Source organism: Nitratireductor sp. XY-223 (assembly GCF_004959855.1).
GTDB lineage: Bacteria > Pseudomonadota > Alphaproteobacteria > Rhizobiales > Rhizobiaceae > Hoeflea_A.
This window is the reverse complement of sequence record NZ_SPNT01000001.1, coordinates 1210140-1230317: the sequence shown is the minus strand read 5'-3', so window position 1 is coordinate 1230317 and position 20178 is coordinate 1210140. Positions and strand designations below refer to the sequence as shown.

Genomic DNA, 20178 nt, shown 5'->3' with positions numbered 1-20178 from the left:
CTTCCCGGATCACGCTGCAGCGCACAATTACACCAATGCCTAGCTTGGCAGCGCGTGCGAAATCGGCTAGCAACGGCGCACGTTGTTTCGGTTTGATCCGCGGTAGCCGCCAAGGGTCGTGTTATGAATGATATTAAAAGGGGACCAATATGACGGAATCGAAGGCGAAGCTCTCTGTCGATGGCAATGACATCGAACTGCAGGTCCGCGGCGGATCGGTCGGTCCGGATGTCATTGATATCGCGAGCCTGTACAGGGAAACAGGCTCCTTTACCTACGACCCCGGATTTACGTCAACGGCCTCATGCGAATCCAAGATAACCTATATTGACGGCGAAGCCGGTGTGCTTTTACACCGCGGTTATCCGATCGACCAGCTGGCCGAGCACGGCGATTTCCTCGAAGTCTGCTACCTTCTTCTTTACGGCGAACTGCCGACCAAGGCGCAGAAGGCCGACTTCGACTACCGTGTCACCCGTCACACCATGATCCACGAACAGATGTCGCGCTTCTTCACCGGATTCCGTCGTGACGCGCATCCGATGGCCATCATGTGCGGCGTGGTCGGCGCGCTTTCGGCCTTCTACCATGACTCGACCGACATCACCGATCCGCACCAGCGCATGGTCGCGAGCCTGCGCATGATCGCGAAAATGCCGACCATTGCCGCAATGGCCTACAAGTACCATATCGGCCAGCCCTTTGTTTATCCGAAGAACGACCTCGATTATGCGTCCAATTTCCTGCACATGTGTTTCGCGGTCCCCTGCGAGGAATATGTCGTCAACCCGGTGCTTGCCCGCGCCATGGACCGGATTTTCATCCTGCATGCCGATCACGAGCAGAACGCATCCACATCAACGGTCCGGTTGGCCGGCTCGTCCGGCGCCAACCCGTTTGCCTGCATTGCCGCCGGCATTGCCTGCCTTTGGGGCCCGGCCCATGGTGGCGCCAACGAGGCCGCGCTGAACATGCTTTCCGAAATCGGATCGGTCGACAACATTCCCGAATTCATCGCCCGCGCCAAGGATCATGACGATCCCTTCCGCCTGATGGGCTTCGGCCACCGGGTCTACAAGAACTACGATCCGCGCGCCAAGATCATGCAGAAGACGACGCATGAGGTCCTGGCCGAGCTCGGCATCAAGGACGACCCGCTTCTGGATGTTGCGATCGAGCTGGAACGCATCGCGCTCACCGACGAGTACTTCATCGACAAGAAGCTCTATCCGAATATCGACTTCTATTCGGGCATCACCTTGAAAGCGCTCGGCTTCCCGACCACCATGTTCACGGTGCTGTTCGCCCTCGCCCGCACGGTCGGCTGGATCGCGCAGTGGAAGGAGATGATCGAGGATCCCCATCAGCGCATCGGTCGTCCCCGCCAGCTCTACACGGGCGAGACGAGCCGCGATTATGTTCCGATTTCCAGCCGCTCCTGACGGGCCTGCGCGTACTGGAAAAGCAGACCAGAGCGGGTGATCCGGGCGGTTGATGTCCGCCCGGGCCGCCATTTGGCCGGTTTCCGATGCGAAATCGACCCAGAAGGCCGCGTTTATGCGGTCCGGGCATGCCTATACGCTCGCAACGGGGACATGATTCTGGCAGACTCGGGCAGATGCGAATCATCGAAATTGTCCAGTCGGATACCCGGGTCGGGCAGTTTCGGTACGGAATGACGAGGGCCCGCCTGCTCAATGGACGATAACACCGATCTTTTCTCCGGCCTCAGCGCGTCGCAGGCGTCGGACGGCGCGACAAACGACAAGGAAATCGGCAAGTCCGGACCGCGATCCGGATCGAAGCGGAAACGCTCAAGCAAGGCAGCAGCGATGACAGACAATGCGGAAGCTGGTTACTCGGCCTCCGACATCGAGGTCCTTGAAGGCCTGGAACCGGTTCGGCGCAGGCCCGGCATGTATATTGGCGGAACCGACGCCAAGGCGCTGCACCACCTGTTTGCCGAGGTCATCGACAATGCCATGGACGAGGCCGTGGCCGGCCACGCCAAGGTGATCGAGGTCGAACTGGAAGCCGACGGTTTTCTGAACGTCACCGACAATGGGCGCGGCATACCCGTCGACCCGCATCCGAAATACAAGAACAAGTCGGCGCTTGAGGTCATCATGACCACGCTTCACGCCGGCGGAAAGTTCGATTCCAAGGTCTACGAGACCTCCGGCGGCCTCCATGGCGTCGGCGTCTCCGTCGTCAACGCGCTGTCCGATCATCTTGAAGTGGAAGTCGCGCGCAACCGGCGTCTCTACCGCCAGGATTTCTCGCGTGGCCTGGCAAAGGGAAAACTGCAGGACCTGGGCGAAGTCCACAACCGGCGCGGCACCAGGGTCCGTTTCCACCCTGACGCGGAGATTTTCGGCAAGAGTGCCCGTTTCGAACCGGCCAGGCTTTTCAAGATGGCGCGGTCCAAGGCCTATCTTTTCGGCGGGGTCGAGATCCGCTGGACATGCGATCCGTCGCTGCTGGACGAAAAGAGCGAGATACCGGCCAAGGCGAGTTTCCACTTCCCCGGCGGCCTCAAGGACTATCTCGATGCCAGCATCGGGCCGGAACACAAGGTCACCCGCGACATCTTCTTCGGCCGTTCGGAAAAGACCGGCGGCCACGGCACCGTCGAATGGGCGGTTACCTGGTACACGGGCGACGCGTTCATCAACTCCTACTGCAACACCGTACCCACCCCTGAAGGCGGCACCCATGAAGCCGGCTTCCGCCTGGCGCTGACCCGCGGTCTCAAGGCCTATGCGGAGCTCACCGGCAACAAGCGCGCCTCGATCATCACCACGGACGACGTGATGATCTCGCTGGCCGGCATGTTGTCGGTCTTCGTGCGCGAACCGGAATTCGTCGGCCAGACGAAGGACAAGCTGGCAACGGTCGAGGCGCAGCGCATTGTCGAAAACGCCGTGCGCGATCCCTTCGACCACTTTCTTGCCGACTCGCCGCAAGAGGCCGCCAAGCTGCTTGACTGGGTGATGGAGCGCGCGGATGAGCGCGTCCGCCGCCGCAAGGAAAAGGAAGTCAGCCGCAAGAGCGCGGTGCGCAAGCTGCGGCTTCCCGGTAAGCTTGCCGACTGTTCGCAAAACGCTGCGGCCGGGGCCGAGCTTTTCATTGTCGAGGGTGACTCGGCAGGCGGTTCGGCGAAGCAGGCCCGCAACCGGGCCAATCAGGCCATATTGCCCTTGCGCGGCAAGATCCTCAACGTGGCAAGCGCCGGCCGGGACAAGCTCGGCGCCAACCAGCAGATCGCCGATATCGTGCAGGCCCTCGGCTGCGGAACCCGGTCGAAATACCGCGAACAGGATCTGCGTTACGACCGGGTCATCATCATGACCGACGCCGATGTCGACGGCGCCCACATCGCCTCCCTGTTGATCACATTCTTCTACCAGGAGATGCCGGAACTGATCCGGGAAGGACATCTGTATCTGGCCGTGCCGCCGCTCTACCGCATCACCCAGGGCGGCAAGACCCTTTACGCCAGGGACGACCTCCACAGGGCGGAGCTTCTCGAGACCGAGTTCAAGGGCAAGGGCAAGATCGATATCGGCCGCTTCAAGGGCCTCGGCGAAATGCTGCCGGCGCAGCTGAAGGAAACGACCATGCATCCGGACAAGCGCACGCTTCTGCGGGTGGAGATCGATGAAGCGATCGCCGATGACACCCGCAAGACGGTCGACAATTTGATGGGAACGAAGGCGGATGCCCGGTTCCAGTTTATCCAGGAACGCGCCGAATTCGTCGACGACCTGGATATCTGATCGGAATTCGGCGCCGCTAAGCCGCCTCGTAAGTCATTGAAACCGCATAATCTTTCGCTGCCTGGCGCCGGAACTCCAGGTTCATGCGTTCGACCAACGAAAGCAGTTCGGCGACAGCGCCGCCCTCGCCTGCGCGCGCGTACTCTTCAACGAGCGATTCTGTGATCCGCAGGGCGCTGGGAGTTGTGTCGAGCCGGGTCGCACGGCGCCACAACAGTGTCGCGGAAACGAAGACCCCCGCAACCGTGCTGTCCAGGCCAGCGGACGTGTAAAGCGCGAGGATCGCATTGCGGCGGCCGTCGACGAGAATACTGCGGACCCGGTCGTCGCTGACGCCCGAGACACAGCCGATCGCTGCTGCAAAAAACTCGATATTGCCGATGCAGAGCGTGTGCATGAGGAATGCCGGGGTCAACCTGCCGGCAATGCGCAGATGCTCAACCAGGGCGGGAACCTCTTCGCCCGTGATGTTGCCGGCAAGCTGCAGCGTCGCCGACTGGCAGGCGTCGTCCATGATGCGCTCGACACGGTTGCGTCCGATCACGCCGGCAACGAAATTCGATTGCGCCAGCGCGTCGCCGACCTTCATGATCAGCGCGTGGCGGACATCGCAGGGAAGATCGCCACGCTCCAGCAAGCGGGCGCGCAGTTCGGCCTGCTCCCCGAAGCGCTCTGTGATCCGGCGCAAGGAGACTTTCGCGACGCGCGCCGTCAGATTGTCCAGCATCTCCGAGATGGGATGTCGGCCGGCGACTTCGGCCAGGGCGGCGCACACGGCCGGGCCGAGGTCCTGGCGGTTTGCGATCGCGCTTTGAATGCCGGGTCTGCCGTCCGCAGCGAGATCAACCAGATCCTGTTCCCTGAGTACCGGCGAGCAACAGACGACAACGCCGGCCACTTCGATCTGGTCCCTTGCAAGGCTGCATATCACGGAGCGCGGAGCCTTCTCGCTGCTGGCCAGCGCCTCGGCCATGGATTGACGCACCTTCGGGGACGGATCGTCGAGCAACAGCGCCATGGCCGCTTCCGCCGCCCGCGTCTCCTCGATGGACAATTCGCTCATGACAAAGGCGCGTGCGAGCGCACTTGCCGCGCGTGCCCTGTCCCTAGAACCCGCCGTTTCGGACCATTGCAAAAATTTTCGGACAATCATTCAGAAATTCCACGGTCGCTACCTCAGTAAAGCGGACCGTAGAAGCAAAAGGTTTACGATCGGTTCACTATATCCGTTAACCGCTTGCGGCCATTTCAGCCCTCGCCTATTTTGCCGGCCAAACGGAGGGCCCTTAATGCCAGGATTATATCTGCAGGAGTTTTCGCCGGGTCAGGTGATCCAGCACCAGTTGCGCAGAACCATCACCGAAAGCGACAATATGTTGTTTTCGAACATGACGCTGAACCCGCAGCCTTTGCACATCGATTTCGACTTCGCGGCAAAGACCGAATGGGGAAAACCACTTGTCAACTCTTTGTTTACATTGGGTTTATTGATCGGCATCTCCGTCAACGACACGACGATAGGAACAACGATCGGCAATCTCGGCATGACCGATGTGGTCTTCCCGCACCCGATGTTCCACGGCGACACGCTGCGCGTCGAGACGGAAATCATCTCCGTCCGCGAGTCGAAATCCAAGAACGACCGGGGCATCGTCGAGTTCGAGCACCGGGGCTACAATCAGAACGACGTGCTGGTGGCCAAGTGCCGGCGCCAGGCGATGATGCGTAAAAAGGCGGTGTAACGGTGCGCTCCTATCTTTTTGTTCCAGGCGATTCGCAACGAAAACTCGAAAAGTCGCTGACCAGCGGTGCCGATTGCCTGCTGATCGATCTCGAGGATTCCGTTTCCGCGTCCCAAAAGCCGGTTGCCCGGCAGATGGCGCGCGATTTTATTACCGACGCGCGCAAGAACGCAGCACCGGATACGCCGGGTCTCGTTGTTCGTGTCAATCCGCTAGGCTCCGGAATGGTCGAGGACGATCTTGCCGCGATCGTCGCGGCGCGGCCCGACGGCGTGCTGTTGCCGAAATGCGAACATGGCGCCGACGTGCAGAACCTGTCCGCACTGATTGCCGTCCATGAGGCGGAAGCCGGCATGGCGGAGGGGCAGACCGATATCCACGCGCTCGTGACGGAAACCGCGAAGGGTACGCTCAACGCCGGCACCTACGCTTCCGTCTCGGACCGTCTGAAGACATTGTCGTGGGGCGGAGAGGATCTGTCGGCCGATATCGGTGTCGAAACCAACCGCGACGAGAACGGGCACTATACGGACCTGTTCCGCTACGCCCGGACCGTGACCCTGGTCGGCGCGGCCGCCGCCGGTGTCGAGGCGGTCGACACCGTCTTCGTCGACTTCAGGAACCAGGACGGCCTTGAGAGCGAGTGCCGTGACGCCGTCCGGGACGGCTTTTCAGGAAAGATGGCGATCCATCCGTCGCAGGTCGAGGTCATCAACCGCATCTTCACCCCGTCGGACGCCGCCGTGGAAAAAGCCCGGCGCATTGTGGAACTGTTCGAACAGGCCGGAGAAGACGCCGGCGTGCTCAGTCTCGACGGCCAGATGATCGACCGGCCGCACCTGAAGCAGTCGCTGAAGATCCTCGAGCGGGCACGGATGGCGGGGATCGTTTAGAGCGCTCTTAGCCGTCCTCGTCCCAGGTCGGCCTGATCATCTCGAAGGTCTGCGCGCCGTCGCTGTAGTCGCGATACCCCAGCCTTGCCAGCGGCGCGGCCTTCGTCATATCGATCTTGCCGTCGGTGATGATCGACTCGTCGATATGGATGCCGACCACCTGTCCGATTACGAGGATGTACTCGGAAACGCCGCCCGACAGGGTTCTGGGGCGGAATATGTCCACTACCCTGCACTCCAGTGCCGCGAATGCTTCGCGCACATGGGGCGCTTCCACCATTCTGCCCGGAGCGGCCGTCAGGCCGGCATACTGGAACTCGTCGACATGGGCCGGCGCGTTGACGGAACTCGCATTGACCTTCTCAGCATGCACCCGGCTGGCAAGGCTGGCGGAGAACTCGCCGGTGGCCTCTGCGTTGGAGACCGTGTCCTTGCGCCCGTCCGACGCGAACATGACCATCTTGGGTCCGTCGCCGATGGCGTTGAAATAGGAATAGGGCGCCAGATTGGGCGTCCCGTCAGCGCTCAACGTGCCGATCCAGCCGATCGGGCGCGGCGACACCAGCGCCTTGAACGGGTCATGCCGCAGCCCATGATCGTTTTCATGTGCCTCGTAGAACATTGGGTGGCTGCTCCCCTCGATTTCGGCGTCCCGTGCAACTTGCATATATGCGCGAGCTGTGCGGGTTCAACAACGCCGGTTCATTCAACCCAGGTTGTCAGCGCGGCGACATCGGGGCGCGGCCTTTCAGTTGGGGGGATATCGGGGGTTCCGACATGCAGCATGCCGGCGATCCGCTCGCCGGGTCCGACACCGAGGATTTCGAGCCCTTCCTGGTCATAGCTGAACCACTCCGTCAGCCAGTTGGCCGCAAATCCCATGGCATTGGCCGCCATGAACAGATTGAGGCACACGGCGCCTGCCGAAAGGACCTGTTCCCATTCCGGAATCTTCGGATGATCGCCCGCGGTGCTGACGACGGCAATCACCACGGGAGCGCGCGTCATGCGCGTCTCTTCCTGTTCGCGCCGTTCTGCCGGCATTTCGGGCTCCCGGCGCAACGCGGTTTCAGCCAGCCTGGCGCCGATTCTCTCCCGTCCGCCGCCGCGGAAAACGATGAACCGCCAAGGTGCCAGTTTACCATGATCCGGAACGCGCGTGGCAAGGGTCAGCATCTCTTGTATGGTGTCCCGGTCGGGGCCGGGTTCCTTCATCATATTGGCGGGGATCGATCGCCTTGTCTCGAGATAGGTCTTTAATGCGTCATTCATGGACATGCCCTTGTCACACCGGCACAATTGCCTTGAATTTGCCATTTGCATGGGTTTCAAACGACTGACAAGCAGTATCAGGACTCGGATGGGACATTTCTTCAGGATTCGAACAAAAATCTCCCCTGTGGCCCTGCTGCTGGGCGCGATGACGTTCGGTGCATCGGCACAGGAGACTCAGGCGCCCGCCGGCGACACGACGCAGCTCAATCTGCCCGGCCTGACCGAGTTCGCCCCGTCCGGAGAAGTTCCCGATATCCGCATTCCATCGGACGAGTTGCGCAACGTCGATCTCGACGCACGCCTTGTCGAGGGCGGCGCGCCGCTTGAGCACGGCCTGATCTGGCGGGTTTATCACCCGGTTCCGGACCGCGAGGGCAAACTGCCCATCCTGGCCACCTCGGAAGGTGGTTCGGCGCTCATCTCCATGGAGCCCGGAGAGTATTTCGTCCATGTCTCGTTCGGCCTTGCTGGCGTCACACGCAAGCTGGTGATTCCGACAAGCGGCCCCGTTGACACTCAGGATTTCATCCTCAACGCGGGCGGTCTCGTCCTCAATGCCGTTTCCGGCAACGATGTGCGCATACCCCCGGCCAAGCTGAAATTCTCGATCTACTCCGAGGAGCGCGACGCCAACGGCCAGCGGCAGCTCATCATCGCCGACGTGCAACCGAGCAAGATCATACGGCTCAACGACGGCATCTATCACGTCGTGTCTGAATATGGCGAGGTCAACGCGGTCATCCGCTCCGATATCAGCGTTGCCGCCGGCAAGATGACCGAAGCGACCATCCAGCACAGGGCCGCGCAGATCACATTGAAGCTCGTTGCCGACGAAGGCGGCGAGGCTATCGCCGACACGGCATGGTCGATCACCAACTCAGCGGGCGACCTGATCAGCGAGAGCGTCGGGGCCTTCCCGTCACTGGTTCTCGCGGAGGGCGACTACACGGCCATTGCCCGCCACAAGGAGAAGCTCTATCGGCGGGACTTCAAGGTAGCGGCCGGATTCAACTACGATGTCGAGGTCCTGCTCCAGTAGTGTAGTCTGTGCCTCGCATCGCAACAGGGGCTGGAATGAACAATCGCGACCGCAAGAAATCGTCCACCGTCCGGCGTATCGTCAAGGCAATCATCCTGTCGGTCGTGGCAGTGCTCGGGCTGCTGGCCGCCTATCTCACCGCCGCTGTCGCCGGCACGCTGTGGACCGCGCCACGGCTGGAACTGCCGGACACGCATCCGTCCAACACGATTTACGTCCTGTCGAACGGGTTCCACAGCGACATCGCGCTGCCCGTGAAAGACGGCCGGTCTCCCGTCGGCACCCTCGTTCGCAACGCGGACTTTCCCTACGGCATCGAGGAGGCGCGCTACCTGATCATCGGCTGGGGGTCGCAGACCGCCTACACCAGTCTGCTGGCATTGTCCGACCTCACCCTCGACATCGTCGTCCGCTCCCTGGCATTCGACCAAACGGTCATGCACGTGCTTCCGACAAGAGGCGCGCCGCACGGCACCGGCGTATACCGGGTGGAACTTAACGATGCGCAATATGAGCGGCTGGTGCACTTTATCGCCGCCTCGTTCAGGACCGGACCGGACGGCAGCGCCGAGTTGATCCCCGGAGTCACCCAGGGCTTCGGTGACGTGTTCTATCGCGCCAACGGCCGCTTCAGCCCGTTTTACGGCTGCAATGCGTGGACCGGACATGCGCTGCGTCAGGCAGGTGTCCCGGTTGGCTATTGGACACCCTTCGCCCAGTCCATCGAGTGGAATATGAGCCGGCTTTGAAAGTCGCTCCGGGAAGTCAGCCGGACGACCCGCAAGCGCGGGTCCGGTAACATTTGCATCACTGTGACATAAATCTTGATGATCCGGGGCCCAGAATGCGGCGGCAACGCGGTGCATTCGCCATAGTTTGGGCCGAAATTCGTTCTCCACTTAATTCGGGCCGGCACCTGTCGGGCTGATTTGGGCGGAATGGTGTTTTGGGAGCGACCCGCAACGCCGAATGAGCGACCCCTGCGAAGACTGCCGGATTCACCGGCGGTGACGTCAGGGCACGCTGTCTATTTCCTCAAATTCCAAATCTGTCCGATCGGGATCCGACCTCTCGATTTTAGTATTTTTCGGCTTTCCCAAGAAAGAAAGTTAGAAAGTTTATGTATAAAGTACGCGACCCTAGGGGAATCTCCGCCACCGGCCTAAAGCAAAAAGCATCGACGCGGCCACCGCTCAACAACATCAGGCTGGTACATCCAAAAAGCAAACAGCAAACCGGAAAGGCGTTTGCGCCGAAATTCAAGTGGGAAGACGACACCGACGCTGCGCTTGATATACCGGATTTCCTGCTGAAGGACCCGAATGCCGCAGGCGAAGGCGAGAACAAGAGCCGAAGACTGAAGCAGGCGCTTCTCGTCGCCGCTGCTGTCTTGCTGCTGTCGATCAGCGGCTTGGGGATCTTCACGGACTACCTGACCGCCGATGTCGGGCTGATGTCCCGTGACACGCTGGCGCAACAGGCGGCGCCGTCGCAATCGGCGGAGGCGCAGCCGGCCGAGACCAGGACTCCGTCCATCTTTGACGAGGTTCGGGTAAGCCGCGCGCAGATAGGCGCGGCCGAACCGGATCCCGCACCATCGGCCCGGCCTTCGGCGGAACCGGAAGACATTGGGGCGGCGTCAACGGCGGTCGCCCCGCCGGCCGAGGCGATCATGCCGACCATGATCACCATCGAGCGGGGGCAGTATCTCATCCCGAAAGCAGAAGTCGACCGGGGCAAACTCCAGCTTCAAAACGTTTCGCTCGACCGTTTCCAGATCGCGACCAGCGAAGTCACGCGAAAGCAGTGGCAGGCCTGTGCCGCCGAGAACGGCTGTTCCGTGGAAGGGTTTCCGGACCAGTATTTCAATTCAAGCAAGCTGGCACTGCCGATCACCGCGATCACGACCGATCAAATGATGAGCTTCATCGACTGGATCAACACCAAGCGCAATCCCGACGAACCGCCCTTCCGGTTGCCGAGCGACGAGGAGTGGATCGTCGCGGCCCGCGGCGGCGAAACCGGGCATCGCAATTTTGCCTGGGGCCAGGACTTCGACCCGGCGAAAATCCGCGCCACCGACATGTTGATCCCGGTTGACCATGGCGAACCGGTGAACGGCCTCTACGGCATGTCTGACAACGCGGCCGAGCGTGTGACCGGCTGCTGGATCAAGGAACTCGCCGGCGGCCGGTGCTTCCGCAATCTCGGAACCGTTCTGGGTCCGATCCCCGGCAAGATCGACAACCAGACCGCCAGCCTCAACCATCGCATCGGCCGCTCCAACAACACGCCGTATCAGAACATCGGATTTCGACTAGCACAATAACCACGCCCAGGAGCCCTCAGTGAACAATATTGCCCGTTGTCTACCCGGCCTTGCAGCAGCGATGTTCCTTGCCATCCCGGCGGCATTGAACATCGCCACGCCGGCCTCCGCCGCAGCCACCGCATGCAACAACACCGTCCAGCAGTATTTCGTCAGTTCAGGCGACACGTTGTCGAAAATCGCGGAGGCCGCGTTCGGCGATCCGCGCCAATGGCCCCGCATATTCGAATATCCCGGCAATACCGAAGCGATCGGCCGCAACCCCAATCTTCTGAACATCGGTGTGCGGCTCCAGATTCCACCCTGCCCTGGCGCTGTCCGGAGCATCCCGCAGGAAGTCGTCGCGCCGGCCAGCACGGCGCCTGCCTCCAAGAACACCGGCAGCACCACAACCAGCCTGCCGATCAAGCTCTACGTGGTCACGGGCGACGACTGGCCGCCTTACGTTTCAACCGACTGGCCCAAGGGCGGCATGGCCGTCGTCATCGTGGAAGCCGCGTTCGAGGCGGCCGGGATGGGCGACAATGTCGAAATCCACTACGTGAACGACTGGACCGCCCAGCTTGAGACGCTGACCAAGACGAACCGCTATCAGCTGACCTTCCCCTGGTACTACCCGAAAATGGAATTCTGGCAGTCCTGCGACCGTCTGCCGAAGCCCATGCAGATCCGCTGCGAATACGACCACTCTAATCCGATCGCCAACGTGACCCTCGCCTTCTTCAAGGAAGCGGGGCGCGCGGACCTGGCCCAGGACACGCTGGAGGGGATCAAATCGAAGCGCCTTTGCCGCCCGAAGGGCTATTCGACGTTCGAACTCGTCGAAAACGGCCTTTCCGTCGACAACCTGCATATCGAACTCTCACCGACCGACTGCTTCCTGCGGCTTTTGGAGGGCCGCGTCGACTACGTGCTGCTCAACCGGTTCACCGGCCTTGCCGTGGCCGCCGAGATGGGCATCGGCGACAATGTCGAGATGGCCGAGATTACCATCGCCAGCCCCATCCACATCCTGGCTTACCGCAACAACCCGATGGACACGGTCCAGTATCTCGATGAATTCAACAAGGGTCTCCAGACGATCATAGACAATGGTGTGTACGGACAGATCATATCGTTCTTCAACGACGAGTTCACCCGGCGCCTGACCCAGTAGGCTGACCGGGCCCTCGTCACACAAATGCTGTCCCGCAGGACGGGGCAGCCGGCATCATTACCGACAATGAACTGATGCCCGCCGGAGATTTGAACAGGAAGCGTGCCGTCCCCAGGTCGGCGCGATGGTCAAACGCGTGCCTCGACAAGGCGGCGAGGAGCGCGTGTCAACGAAACACAATTCACCGCGCAACGGCGGCAGGAGAAGAAAGACCATGTAGAGCACCGAACATCCCCTGACCCACCAACCCCACGATTAGGAGTATCCCGTGAAAACCCCACTTCCCCGCATGTCCGGCCTGGCCGTGGCGCTGTTCGCCGCGATCCAGTTCTCCGGCACCATTGCAACGCCGGCAACCGCTGCACCCGGTGTCTGCACAAACACCGTGCAGGACTACAGCGTCGCTTCCGGTGACACGCTGTCGAAAATCGCCCGCGCGTCCCTCGGCGACTCGCTCATGTGGCCGCGCATCTACGAATATCCCGGAAATGCCGATGTCATCGGCACCAATCCCGATCTGCTGCTGATCGGAATGCCGCTTCGCATCCCGCCCTGCCCGGGTTCGGTCGAGAGCCTTCCGAAAACCGCCTCGGTCCAGACGGAAAGCAAGACGACGGCCGCCGGCCTCAAGCCCCTGACGATCTACGTTGTCACCGGCGACAACTGGCCGCCTTTCACCGACACCAAGTGGCCGAACGATGGCATGGCGACGGAGATCATCCGGGCCGCCTTCGATGCCTCCGACATCGGCGCCAATGTCGAGATCGACATCATTGACGACTGGAACGCGCAGGTCACGAGCCTGGTGAAGAAAGACCGCTACCAGATGACGTTCCCGTGGGCCATGCCGAACATGGACTTCTGGCAAAGCTGCGACCGTCTTCCCGAACCCATGCAGATCCGTTGCGAATACAGCAAGTCCAAGCCGATCGTGAACACCACGCAGGTGTTCTTCCAGGAAGTGGGTCGTTCCGATCTCAACGACACATCCCTTGAAGACGTCAAGAAACGCCGGATCTGCCGGCCGAAGGGCTATTCGACATTCGACATGGTCGAGGCCGGATTCTCCATCGAGCACCTGGTGGTCGGCAGTTCGCCACAGGACTGCTTCCAGCGCCTCCTGGAAGGCCGTGCTGACTATGTCGCCCTCAACCGCTTCGTCGGCCTGGCCGTCTCCTATGACATGGGCATCAGCGACAGCATCGAAATGTCGAACTTCTCGGTCCCCGGCACGCTCCATCTTCTCGCCTACGCGACCAATGATGAGTCGAACCGGTATCTCGATGAGTTCAATATCGGCCTGGACCGGATCATCGCCAACGGCGTCTACAGCCAGATCGTCTCGTTCTTCAACGACGAGTTCAGCCGGCGGCTGGTCGAGAAATAGGACGCAGCAAAGAAACAAGGCGGGCCAGGGCCCGCCTTGTAAATGCATGCAGATTTTTCGAACTCAATCGGTCCGCAGATCCGGCGGCGTCGCCTCATCGACGAGCGCGTCGATCGCGTCATCGAGCGGCATCGAGGTCTGGTCCCGGCTCCCGAGCCGTCGCATGTTGACGCTGCGCTCCTCTGCCTCGCGCTTGCCGCAGACGAGAATGACCGGCACCTTGGCCATGGAGTGCTCGCGGACCTTGTAGTTGATCTTCTCGTTGCGGAGGTCGGTCTCAACGTCGAGCCCCGCCTTCTTGAGTTCCGCAGCGACCTCGAGCGCATAGTCGTCCGCATCGGAGGTGATCGTCGCGACAACCGCCTGCACCGGGGCGAACCAGAGCGGCATGTTGCCCGCATGGTTCTCGATAAGAATGCCGAGGAAGCGCTCCATGGAACCGCAGATCGCCCGGTGCACCATGACCGGCTGCTTCTTTTCCGAGTCCTTGTCGATATAGAACGCACCGAAACGCTCAGGCAGGGCGAAATCCACCTGCGTCGTTCCGCATTGCCATTCCCGGCCGATGGCATCGCGCAGCACATATTCGAACTTTGGTCCGTAGAAGGTCCCCTCGCCTTCATTGACGCCCGTCTTGATGCGGCCGCCCGATTCCCGCTCGATCTCCACCAGGATCTCACTGAGAACGGCCTCCGCATGATCCCACATCGCGTCGGTTCCGACGCGTTTTTCCGGGCGGGTCGCGAGCTTGACGGTGATCTCGTCGAAACCGAAATCGCTATAGGTCGTCAGGATCAGATCGTTGATGCGCAGGCATTCCGACCGAAGCTGCTCTTCCGTGCAGAAGACGTGCGCATCGTCCTGGGTGAAGGCCCTCACGCGCATCAGACCGTGCAAGGCACCGGACGGTTCGTAGCGGTGGACTGCGCCGAATTCTGCAAGTTTTATAGGCAGTTCCCGATAACTTTTGAGACCGTGCTTGAATATCTGAACATGACCCGGGCAGTTCATCGGCTTGAGCGCGAAGACCCGTTCGTCCTCCGTCTGGGTGACGAACATGTTTTCCCGGTACCAGTCCCAGTGGCCCGAGGTCTCCCACAGCGCCTTGTCGAGGACCTGCGGGGCGTTGACCTCCTGGTAGCCGTGCTCGGCGATCCTGCGGCGCATGTAGTTGACCAGGTTCTGGAACATCTTCCAGCCCTTGGCGTGCCAGAAGACGACGCCGGGGCCCTCTTCCTGGAAGTGGAACAGGTCCATCTCCCGGCCGAGGCGCCGGTGGTCGCGCTTCTCGGCCTCCTCGAGCATATGAAGATAGGCATCGAGCTGCTTCTGGTCCGCCCATGCGGTGCCGTAGATGCGCGTCAGCATCGGATTGTTCGCATCGCCGCGCCAGTAGGCGCCGGCCACGTTCATCAGCTTGAACGCATTGCCGATCTGGCCGGTCGAGGCCATGTGCGGGCCGCGGCAAAGATCGAACCAGTCGCCCTGGCGGTAGATCTTGACGTCCTCGCCTTCCGGGATCGCGTCGACGAGCTCCACCTTGTACGCCTCGCCCATATCGGAAAAGACCTTTTTGGCCTCGTCACGCGACCAGACCTCCTTGGTGAAAGGCCGGTTGCGGGCTATGATTTCCCGCATCTTCTTCTCGATCTTCGGCAGATCTTCCGGCGTAAACGGCTCGTTGCGCGCGAAGTCGTAATAAAAGCCGTTCTCGATAACCGGGCCGATCGTCACCTGCGTGCCCGGATAGAGTTCCTGCACCGCCTCGGCCATCACGTGGGCGGCATCGTGGCGGATCAGTTCGAGCGCCCGCGGATCCTCGCGGGTGATAATCTGCACATCCCCGTCGGTGACCGGGTCGGCAAGGTCGCGGATCTCGCCGTTTATGGCGACGGCAACAGCCTTCTTGGCAAGCGACTTGGCAATGCTTTCCGCGACGCCGCGACCGCTGGTGCCCGTGTCGTACTGACGCTCGGAACCATCGGGAAATTTAAGGGAAACGGATTCGGCAGGCGATTGTGTATCAGCCATCAGTCTAACTCCTATCCAGTCCCGCCAACGAATGCGGGTGGTTAAATGGGCCGGGCGGCTGACCCGGCGCCGGCCTTTTAGCCCGGCTTAGCTGCTATTGCAACGCGAAACCGCTGTTGCTTCGCCATCGCCTCAGTCCGGGTGGGGAATGATGTAACGCCATGGCACATACCACCTGGCGCCCTTAGGCGGCACGTCCGGCACTGGATGGTAGCCGTGGGTTCCGCCCGGACCGCAGCGGATGACGCGGAAAAACGTCATCCAGCCGCCCGCCCACAGACCGTGACGCGCGATCGCCTCATAGCCGAACTCGGAACACGTCGGCAGGTGGCGACAGGTGTTGCCGACAAAGCCGGACAGGGTGAGTTGATAGAGCCGGATCAGACCCATGCCGAACAACCGGCCCGGGGTCTTTCTGTAGGGTCCGTCGTAGTTGCGGCCGCGCGCGCCGGTTTCGGCGCCGTGCCGGTCCGGATGGCCCTGCGGACACATATTGGCTTCAGGCGGCGGCGCCTGCCGCGCGCCGTTCCTCTATCTGGTTGATCGCGTCGACGACCGCATCGAAGGTCAGCAGCGTTGATGCATGCCGCGCTTTGTAGTCGCGAACGGGCTCCAGGAATTTCAGATCCGAAAACCGGCCTGTCGGCGGCGGACCGTTTTTCTTCAGCATGGCGATCATCTGGTCCCTTACCGTGCGCAACTCGGCGGTCGATGCACCGATGATATTATTGGCCATGATCGACGAGGACGCCTGACCGAGCGCGCAGGCCTTGACCTCGTGCGCAAAATCGCTCACTTCGTCGCCGTCGAGCTTCAGCCAGACCTTGACGGTCGAGCCGCACAGCTTGGAGTGGGCCCGCGCGCAGGCGTCGGCATCCTCCAGCGATCCGATTCGCGGAATATTTCCCGCGAATTCAAGGATTTTGGAGTTGTACACTTCATCGATCATGCAGTGCGGTCCCGGTCAAGATACGTTTCCATCGGCGTCAACCATCCAATTCCGACGCGATAACGTCGTCATTCTGTTGGCTTTTGCGCGTTCTATACCCTATTTTGGGAACTGGCGACACCATTGCAAGTGGTCAATCGCTTGAGATAAGGAAACCGTGCTCTCATTAAGAGCCCCGGAACCTTGCCAAAGTTCCCGTACCCGGCTAAGTCCGAGTTCCGGCCAGAGGCGGATGGTCCGAATTAGCTTGGCTGCAATGGCAGCCGCGGAGATGAATGTGACAATGGACGCCGTTATCAAGAATTTTCCCAAGGGCTTGGGCGAAGACGCGACCGCGGAAGAAAGCACGGTCGAAAGACCGACGGAAGAGCAAGCCCAGGCCGCCGTCGAGGTCCTTTTGCGCTGGATCGGTGAGGATCCGCAGCGCGAGGGCCTGCGCGACACGCCGAAGCGGGTCGCCAAGGCCTATCAGGAACTGTTTTCGGGCTACGGTCATTCCGCCCGGGAAATCCTCGGCCGCACCTTCGAGGAGGTTTCCGGCTATGACGAGCTGGTGCTCGTCAAGGACATCCCGTTCTTCTCCCATTGCGAGCACCACATGGTGCCGATCATCGGCAAGGCGCATGTCGGCTACCTGCCGGACGGCCGCGTGCTCGGGCTCTCCAAGATCGCCCGTGTCGTCGACACGTTCGCACGCCGCCTGCAGACGCAGGAAGCGATGACCGCCCAGGTCGCCGACGCCATCGACACGACGCTCAAGCCGCGCGGTGTCGCGGTGATGATCGAGGCCGAGCACATGTGCATGGTCATGCGTGGCGTCCAGAAACTCGGATCGACGACGCTGACGTCGACATTCACCGGAATTTTCAAGACCGAGCCGCAGGAGCAGGCACGCTTCATGTCGATGCTGCGCGGCAGAGACTGAGCGCCATGCCCGACACAACCGACGCCGCAACGCCCTTTCCGCCGGCGCCTGACGACAAGGCTGCGCTGGAAGAGGGTGAAGAGCTTACGCCCCGATTTGATGCCAACGGTCTGGTCACCGTCGTCGTGACCGACGCCTCCGATGGCGCTGTCCTCATGCTTGCGCACATGAACGCCGAGGCATTATCGCTGACACTGTCGACCGGCATCGCCCACTATTACAGCCGCTCGCGCGCCGCGCTCTGGAAAAAGGGCGAAAGCTCGGGAAATCTCCAGACCGTGCATGAGATCCGCACCGACTGCGATCAGGACGCCATTTGGCTGAAGGTCAGCGTGGCGGGCCATGGTGCGACCTGTCATACGGGGCGAAAGAGCTGCTTTTACCGCCGGGTCGAGACAGGCACCGGTAAGGCGCGTCTGGCAGCTGATCAGGGTGATACGCCGCGTTTCGACCCCAATAAGGTGTACTGATTGGCGCAAAAGCGATGCCATCGGGCATCACCGACATTCAATTCGGACTGAGAAATCGTCGATTCACCGTGATCGTCATGGTCTGGCAACTTCATCAATCTTAAATATTATGGGCGTTGAATAGACGTCAGCGGAGAAGTTCGGCGGGTTTCCCGGCAATGCTGCAGGCATCCGGCGGGCTTCCAGACTGCACAGGTCCAGGAGTAACTCGTCGTGCTGCAACAGGCACCGGAAACAACCATAGCCCTGGCGCTCGGCGGCGGCGCGGCGCGCGGCTGGTCGCATATCGGCGTGCTTCGGGCGCTCGACGAGGCCGGCATCAAGGTCGGCATGGTCGCCGGGACGTCCATCGGCGCGCTCGTGGGCGGCTGCTATCTTGCCGGCAAGCTCGACGAACTGGAGGAATTCGCCCGCAGCCTGACAATGCGCAGGATTGTGGCGCTGCTGGACTTCGCGATCGGCGGCAGCGGTCTTCTTGGCGGCATGCGGCTGAGCAAGCGCATGCGTGAGCACCTGGCCGATATCGATATCGAGGACCTTGACCGGCCCTTCACCGCCGTTGCGACCGAGATATCCACCGGCCATGAAATCTGGATCCACAGCGGCTCGCTGACGACCGCCATTCACGCCTCCTACGCACTGCCCGGCATTTTCGAGCCGGTCGTCTGCAATGGCCGTACGCTTGTCGACGGCGCGCTCGTCAATCCGGTACCGGTTTCCGTTTGCCGCGCCCAGGAGGAACGGCTCGTCGTCGCGGTCAATCTGCACTACGACCTCTACGGCCGCTCGGCCGTTGTCAAGCACGCGGCCTCGGCGACGCAGATCGCGGCCGAACCGGCGGGCACGCCGGCGCGCCGCAAGAAGTCGGACCGCATCGGCATGACCAACGTGATGGTCGAAGCCTACAATATCATCCAGGATCGCATCTCCCGCGCCCGCCTCGCCGGCGATCCGCCGGACATGCTGCTGATGCCGCGCCTCTCCGACATCGGTCTTTCCGAGTTTCACCGTGCCTCCGAGGCGATCGATCGCGGCTACGAGGAAACAAAGGCCAAGATTGAGGACATCAAGCGGCTGGGCGAAGTTCTCGTCTGACCGTCACGCCATCAGGAATATGCCGGCAAGCAGAACGGCCTCCGCGGTCAGGATTCCGGCAAAGATGTTCTGGCGGGCACCGAGAAACACCAAAAATCCGACAGCCACGGCTGCGACCCGCAGCGTGACGGGCGTCGCCTCAAGCGTGCCCGCGGGATAGAGGATCAGCCGAGCCACGACGGCCGCGACGAGCGCCGTCGCCACCGAACGGACCCAGATCAGCGCGGCAGAGCCTTCCGAGATACGGCTGCCGAGAAGAACGCCGAGCCAGCGCCAGATATCCGTCGCCAGCCAGCCGGCCACAGCGATGAAGACATAGGGCCACAGAAGCTCCGTCCAGCTACCGGGAGGCATTCTTGCGCCTCCGGTGCCCGCTCACCAGCCGCTCCAGCAGGAAGGCCAATGTGCCGCCGATCACGCCTGCATAGAGAATGCCAAGCTCCGGATCCGCCGTGTGAAACAGCGGCCCGAGAAACAGTCCGGCCAGCATCGCGAAATAAACCTCGATACCGCGGGCAGAAGCCCAGATGGACGTGATGAAATAGACCGGCGTCAGGAAGAAAAGCGCGCCGCCGATCATCGCCGGCAAATGGCTGATGACGCCATAGAGGATCGCGACGATCAGCAGATTGGTGGTCGTTATCGCCACGCCGAAGCCGGCGAAGAAAGCGACACGGCCCTCCCGCGGAACGAGATGGACGCGCTCCATGGTGAATACCCATGCCGTCACCGCGACGAAATGGGAAATGAGCAGCAGGACCCAGGTTGGCGTGTCCCTGGATTTGATTTCCGGAACCAGTGAGGCGACCATCGGCATCAGGCGCATGGACGACAAAGCCACCGCCAACGCCGCCGTCGGCAGGGATGCACCGGCGATGATCGCGCCGATCAGCACGAATTGTCCCGGAAGCGCCCAGACCATCCCCGACATGAAGAGCGCCTGGCCGACGGGAATGCCGGCCTCGTAGGCAAAACCGCAAAACCCGACAAACGCGCTCATCAGGACGAGCGCCGGGCCGGAGAATATGCCGCGCATGCCGGAGAGGAACCAGGGCAGTTTTCTGAAGCTCGTCGGTGTGCTCATGCGATCTTGTTAGATCGCCGCGAG

General features: G+C 61.5%; 20 protein-coding genes. 12 read left to right on the top strand and 8 right to left on the bottom strand.

The features are described 5' to 3' along the window. The first annotated feature begins 149 nt into the window (after window positions 1-149). Window positions 150-1442 carry a citrate synthase gene (gene gltA / locus E4M07_RS05570; protein WP_136657265.1) on the top strand — a complete coding sequence of 431 codons (1293 nt, stop codon included), beginning with the start codon at window positions 150-152 and terminating at the stop codon, window positions 1440-1442. Between the two features lie 255 nt (window positions 1443-1697). After that, entirely contained in the window at window positions 1698-3779 is a 2082-nt protein-coding gene (gene parE, locus E4M07_RS05565; protein WP_136657264.1) for a DNA topoisomerase IV subunit B, read from the top strand. Window positions 3780-3795: 16 nt separating this feature from the next. Here the strand turns inward: parE and E4M07_RS05560 are convergent, their stop codons facing one another. After that, the gene (locus tag E4M07_RS05560) at window positions 3796-4842 is read right to left on the bottom strand and encodes a DUF2336 domain-containing protein (RefSeq protein ID WP_169054098.1); all 1047 of its coding nucleotides are present in this window, start codon (window positions 4840-4842) and stop codon (window positions 3796-3798) included. 226 nt (window positions 4843-5068) lie between these two features. On the opposite strand from E4M07_RS05560, the gene E4M07_RS05555 reads away from it, so the two are divergent. Continuing rightward, window positions 5069-5521 (top strand): MaoC family dehydratase, encoded by a 453-nt coding sequence (locus E4M07_RS05555; protein WP_136657262.1) that lies wholly within the window; start codon window positions 5069-5071, stop codon window positions 5519-5521. A 2-nt stretch (window positions 5522-5523) separates the two neighbouring features. Further along, on the top strand, window positions 5524-6414 hold the full coding sequence (locus tag E4M07_RS05550) for a CoA ester lyase (RefSeq protein ID WP_136657261.1): 891 nt from the start codon (window positions 5524-5526) through the stop codon (window positions 6412-6414). A 7-nt stretch (window positions 6415-6421) separates the two neighbouring features. Here the strand turns inward: E4M07_RS05550 and E4M07_RS05545 are convergent, their stop codons facing one another. Together E4M07_RS05545 and E4M07_RS05540 are read right to left on the bottom strand one after the other, a co-directional pair. Further along, a complete protein-coding gene (locus E4M07_RS05545) occupies window positions 6422-7036 on the bottom strand; it encodes a flavin reductase family protein (RefSeq protein WP_136657260.1) in 615 nt (204 codons plus the stop codon). Window positions 7037-7116: 80 nt separating this feature from the next. Continuing rightward, window positions 7117-7686 carry a nitroreductase gene (locus E4M07_RS05540; RefSeq protein WP_246660366.1) on the bottom strand — a complete coding sequence of 190 codons (570 nt, stop codon included), beginning with the start codon at window positions 7684-7686 and terminating at the stop codon, window positions 7117-7119. Window positions 7687-7813: 127 nt separating this feature from the next. On the opposite strand from E4M07_RS05540, the gene E4M07_RS05535 reads away from it, so the two are divergent. From E4M07_RS05535 to E4M07_RS05515, 5 genes are all read left to right on the top strand, one after another. Next, on the top strand, window positions 7814-8728 hold the full coding sequence (locus tag E4M07_RS05535) for a hypothetical protein (protein WP_246660365.1): 915 nt from the start codon (window positions 7814-7816) through the stop codon (window positions 8726-8728). Window positions 8729-8763: 35 nt separating this feature from the next. Continuing rightward, a complete protein-coding gene (locus tag E4M07_RS05530) occupies window positions 8764-9477 on the top strand; it encodes a TIGR02117 family protein (RefSeq protein ID WP_136657258.1) in 714 nt (237 codons plus the stop codon). Window positions 9478-9848: 371 nt separating this feature from the next. Continuing rightward, the gene (locus E4M07_RS05525) at window positions 9849-11057 is read left to right on the top strand and encodes an SUMF1/EgtB/PvdO family nonheme iron enzyme (RefSeq protein WP_136657257.1); all 1209 of its coding nucleotides are present in this window, start codon (window positions 9849-9851) and stop codon (window positions 11055-11057) included. A 19-nt stretch (window positions 11058-11076) separates the two neighbouring features. Continuing rightward, complete coding sequence (locus E4M07_RS05520; RefSeq protein ID WP_136657256.1) at window positions 11077-12213, top strand: transporter substrate-binding domain-containing protein; 1137 nt, start codon at window positions 11077-11079, stop codon at window positions 12211-12213. Between the two features lie 268 nt (window positions 12214-12481). Continuing rightward, complete coding sequence (locus tag E4M07_RS05515) at window positions 12482-13600, top strand: transporter substrate-binding domain-containing protein (RefSeq protein WP_136657255.1); 1119 nt, start codon at window positions 12482-12484, stop codon at window positions 13598-13600. A gap of 63 nt (window positions 13601-13663) precedes the next feature. On the opposite strand, the gene thrS is transcribed toward E4M07_RS05515, so the two are convergent. From thrS to E4M07_RS05500, 3 genes are all read right to left on the bottom strand, one after another. Continuing rightward, entirely contained in the window at window positions 13664-15631 is a 1968-nt protein-coding gene (gene thrS / locus E4M07_RS05510) for a threonine--tRNA ligase (RefSeq protein WP_136657254.1), read from the bottom strand. Window positions 15632-15763: 132 nt separating this feature from the next. Further along, on the bottom strand, window positions 15764-16123 hold the full coding sequence (gene yidD / locus E4M07_RS05505; RefSeq protein ID WP_136657253.1) for a membrane protein insertion efficiency factor YidD: 360 nt from the start codon (window positions 16121-16123) through the stop codon (window positions 15764-15766). Between the two features lie 7 nt (window positions 16124-16130). After that, entirely contained in the window at window positions 16131-16580 is a 450-nt protein-coding gene (locus E4M07_RS05500; protein WP_136657252.1) for an iron-sulfur cluster assembly scaffold protein, read from the bottom strand. A 283-nt stretch (window positions 16581-16863) separates the two neighbouring features. Between E4M07_RS05500 and folE the strand changes: the two genes are divergently transcribed. The 3 genes from folE (at window position 16864) to E4M07_RS05485 (ending at window position 19070) form a co-directional block, all read left to right on the top strand. Further along, window positions 16864-17505, top strand: a complete 642-nt coding sequence (gene folE / locus E4M07_RS05495; protein ID WP_136657251.1) for a GTP cyclohydrolase I FolE — start codon at window positions 16864-16866, stop codon at window positions 17503-17505. Between the two features lie 5 nt (window positions 17506-17510). After that, entirely contained in the window at window positions 17511-17975 is a 465-nt protein-coding gene (gene hisI, locus E4M07_RS05490; RefSeq protein ID WP_136657250.1) for a phosphoribosyl-AMP cyclohydrolase, read from the top strand. Between the two features lie 213 nt (window positions 17976-18188). Then, window positions 18189-19070 (top strand): patatin-like phospholipase family protein, encoded by an 882-nt coding sequence (locus E4M07_RS05485; RefSeq protein WP_136657249.1) that lies wholly within the window; start codon window positions 18189-18191, stop codon window positions 19068-19070. 3 nt (window positions 19071-19073) lie between these two features. Here the strand turns inward: E4M07_RS05485 and E4M07_RS05480 are convergent, their stop codons facing one another. Continuing rightward, window positions 19074-19424, bottom strand: a complete 351-nt coding sequence (locus E4M07_RS05480; RefSeq protein WP_136657248.1) for an AzlD domain-containing protein — start codon at window positions 19422-19424, stop codon at window positions 19074-19076. Further along, window positions 19411-20154: an AzlC family ABC transporter permease gene (locus tag E4M07_RS05475; RefSeq protein WP_136657247.1), complete on the bottom strand. Its 744-nt coding sequence runs from the start codon at window positions 20152-20154 to the stop codon at window positions 19411-19413. Before E4M07_RS05475 ends, E4M07_RS05480 begins: the two co-directional genes overlap by 14 nt. Window positions 20155-20178 lie beyond the last annotated feature (24 nt).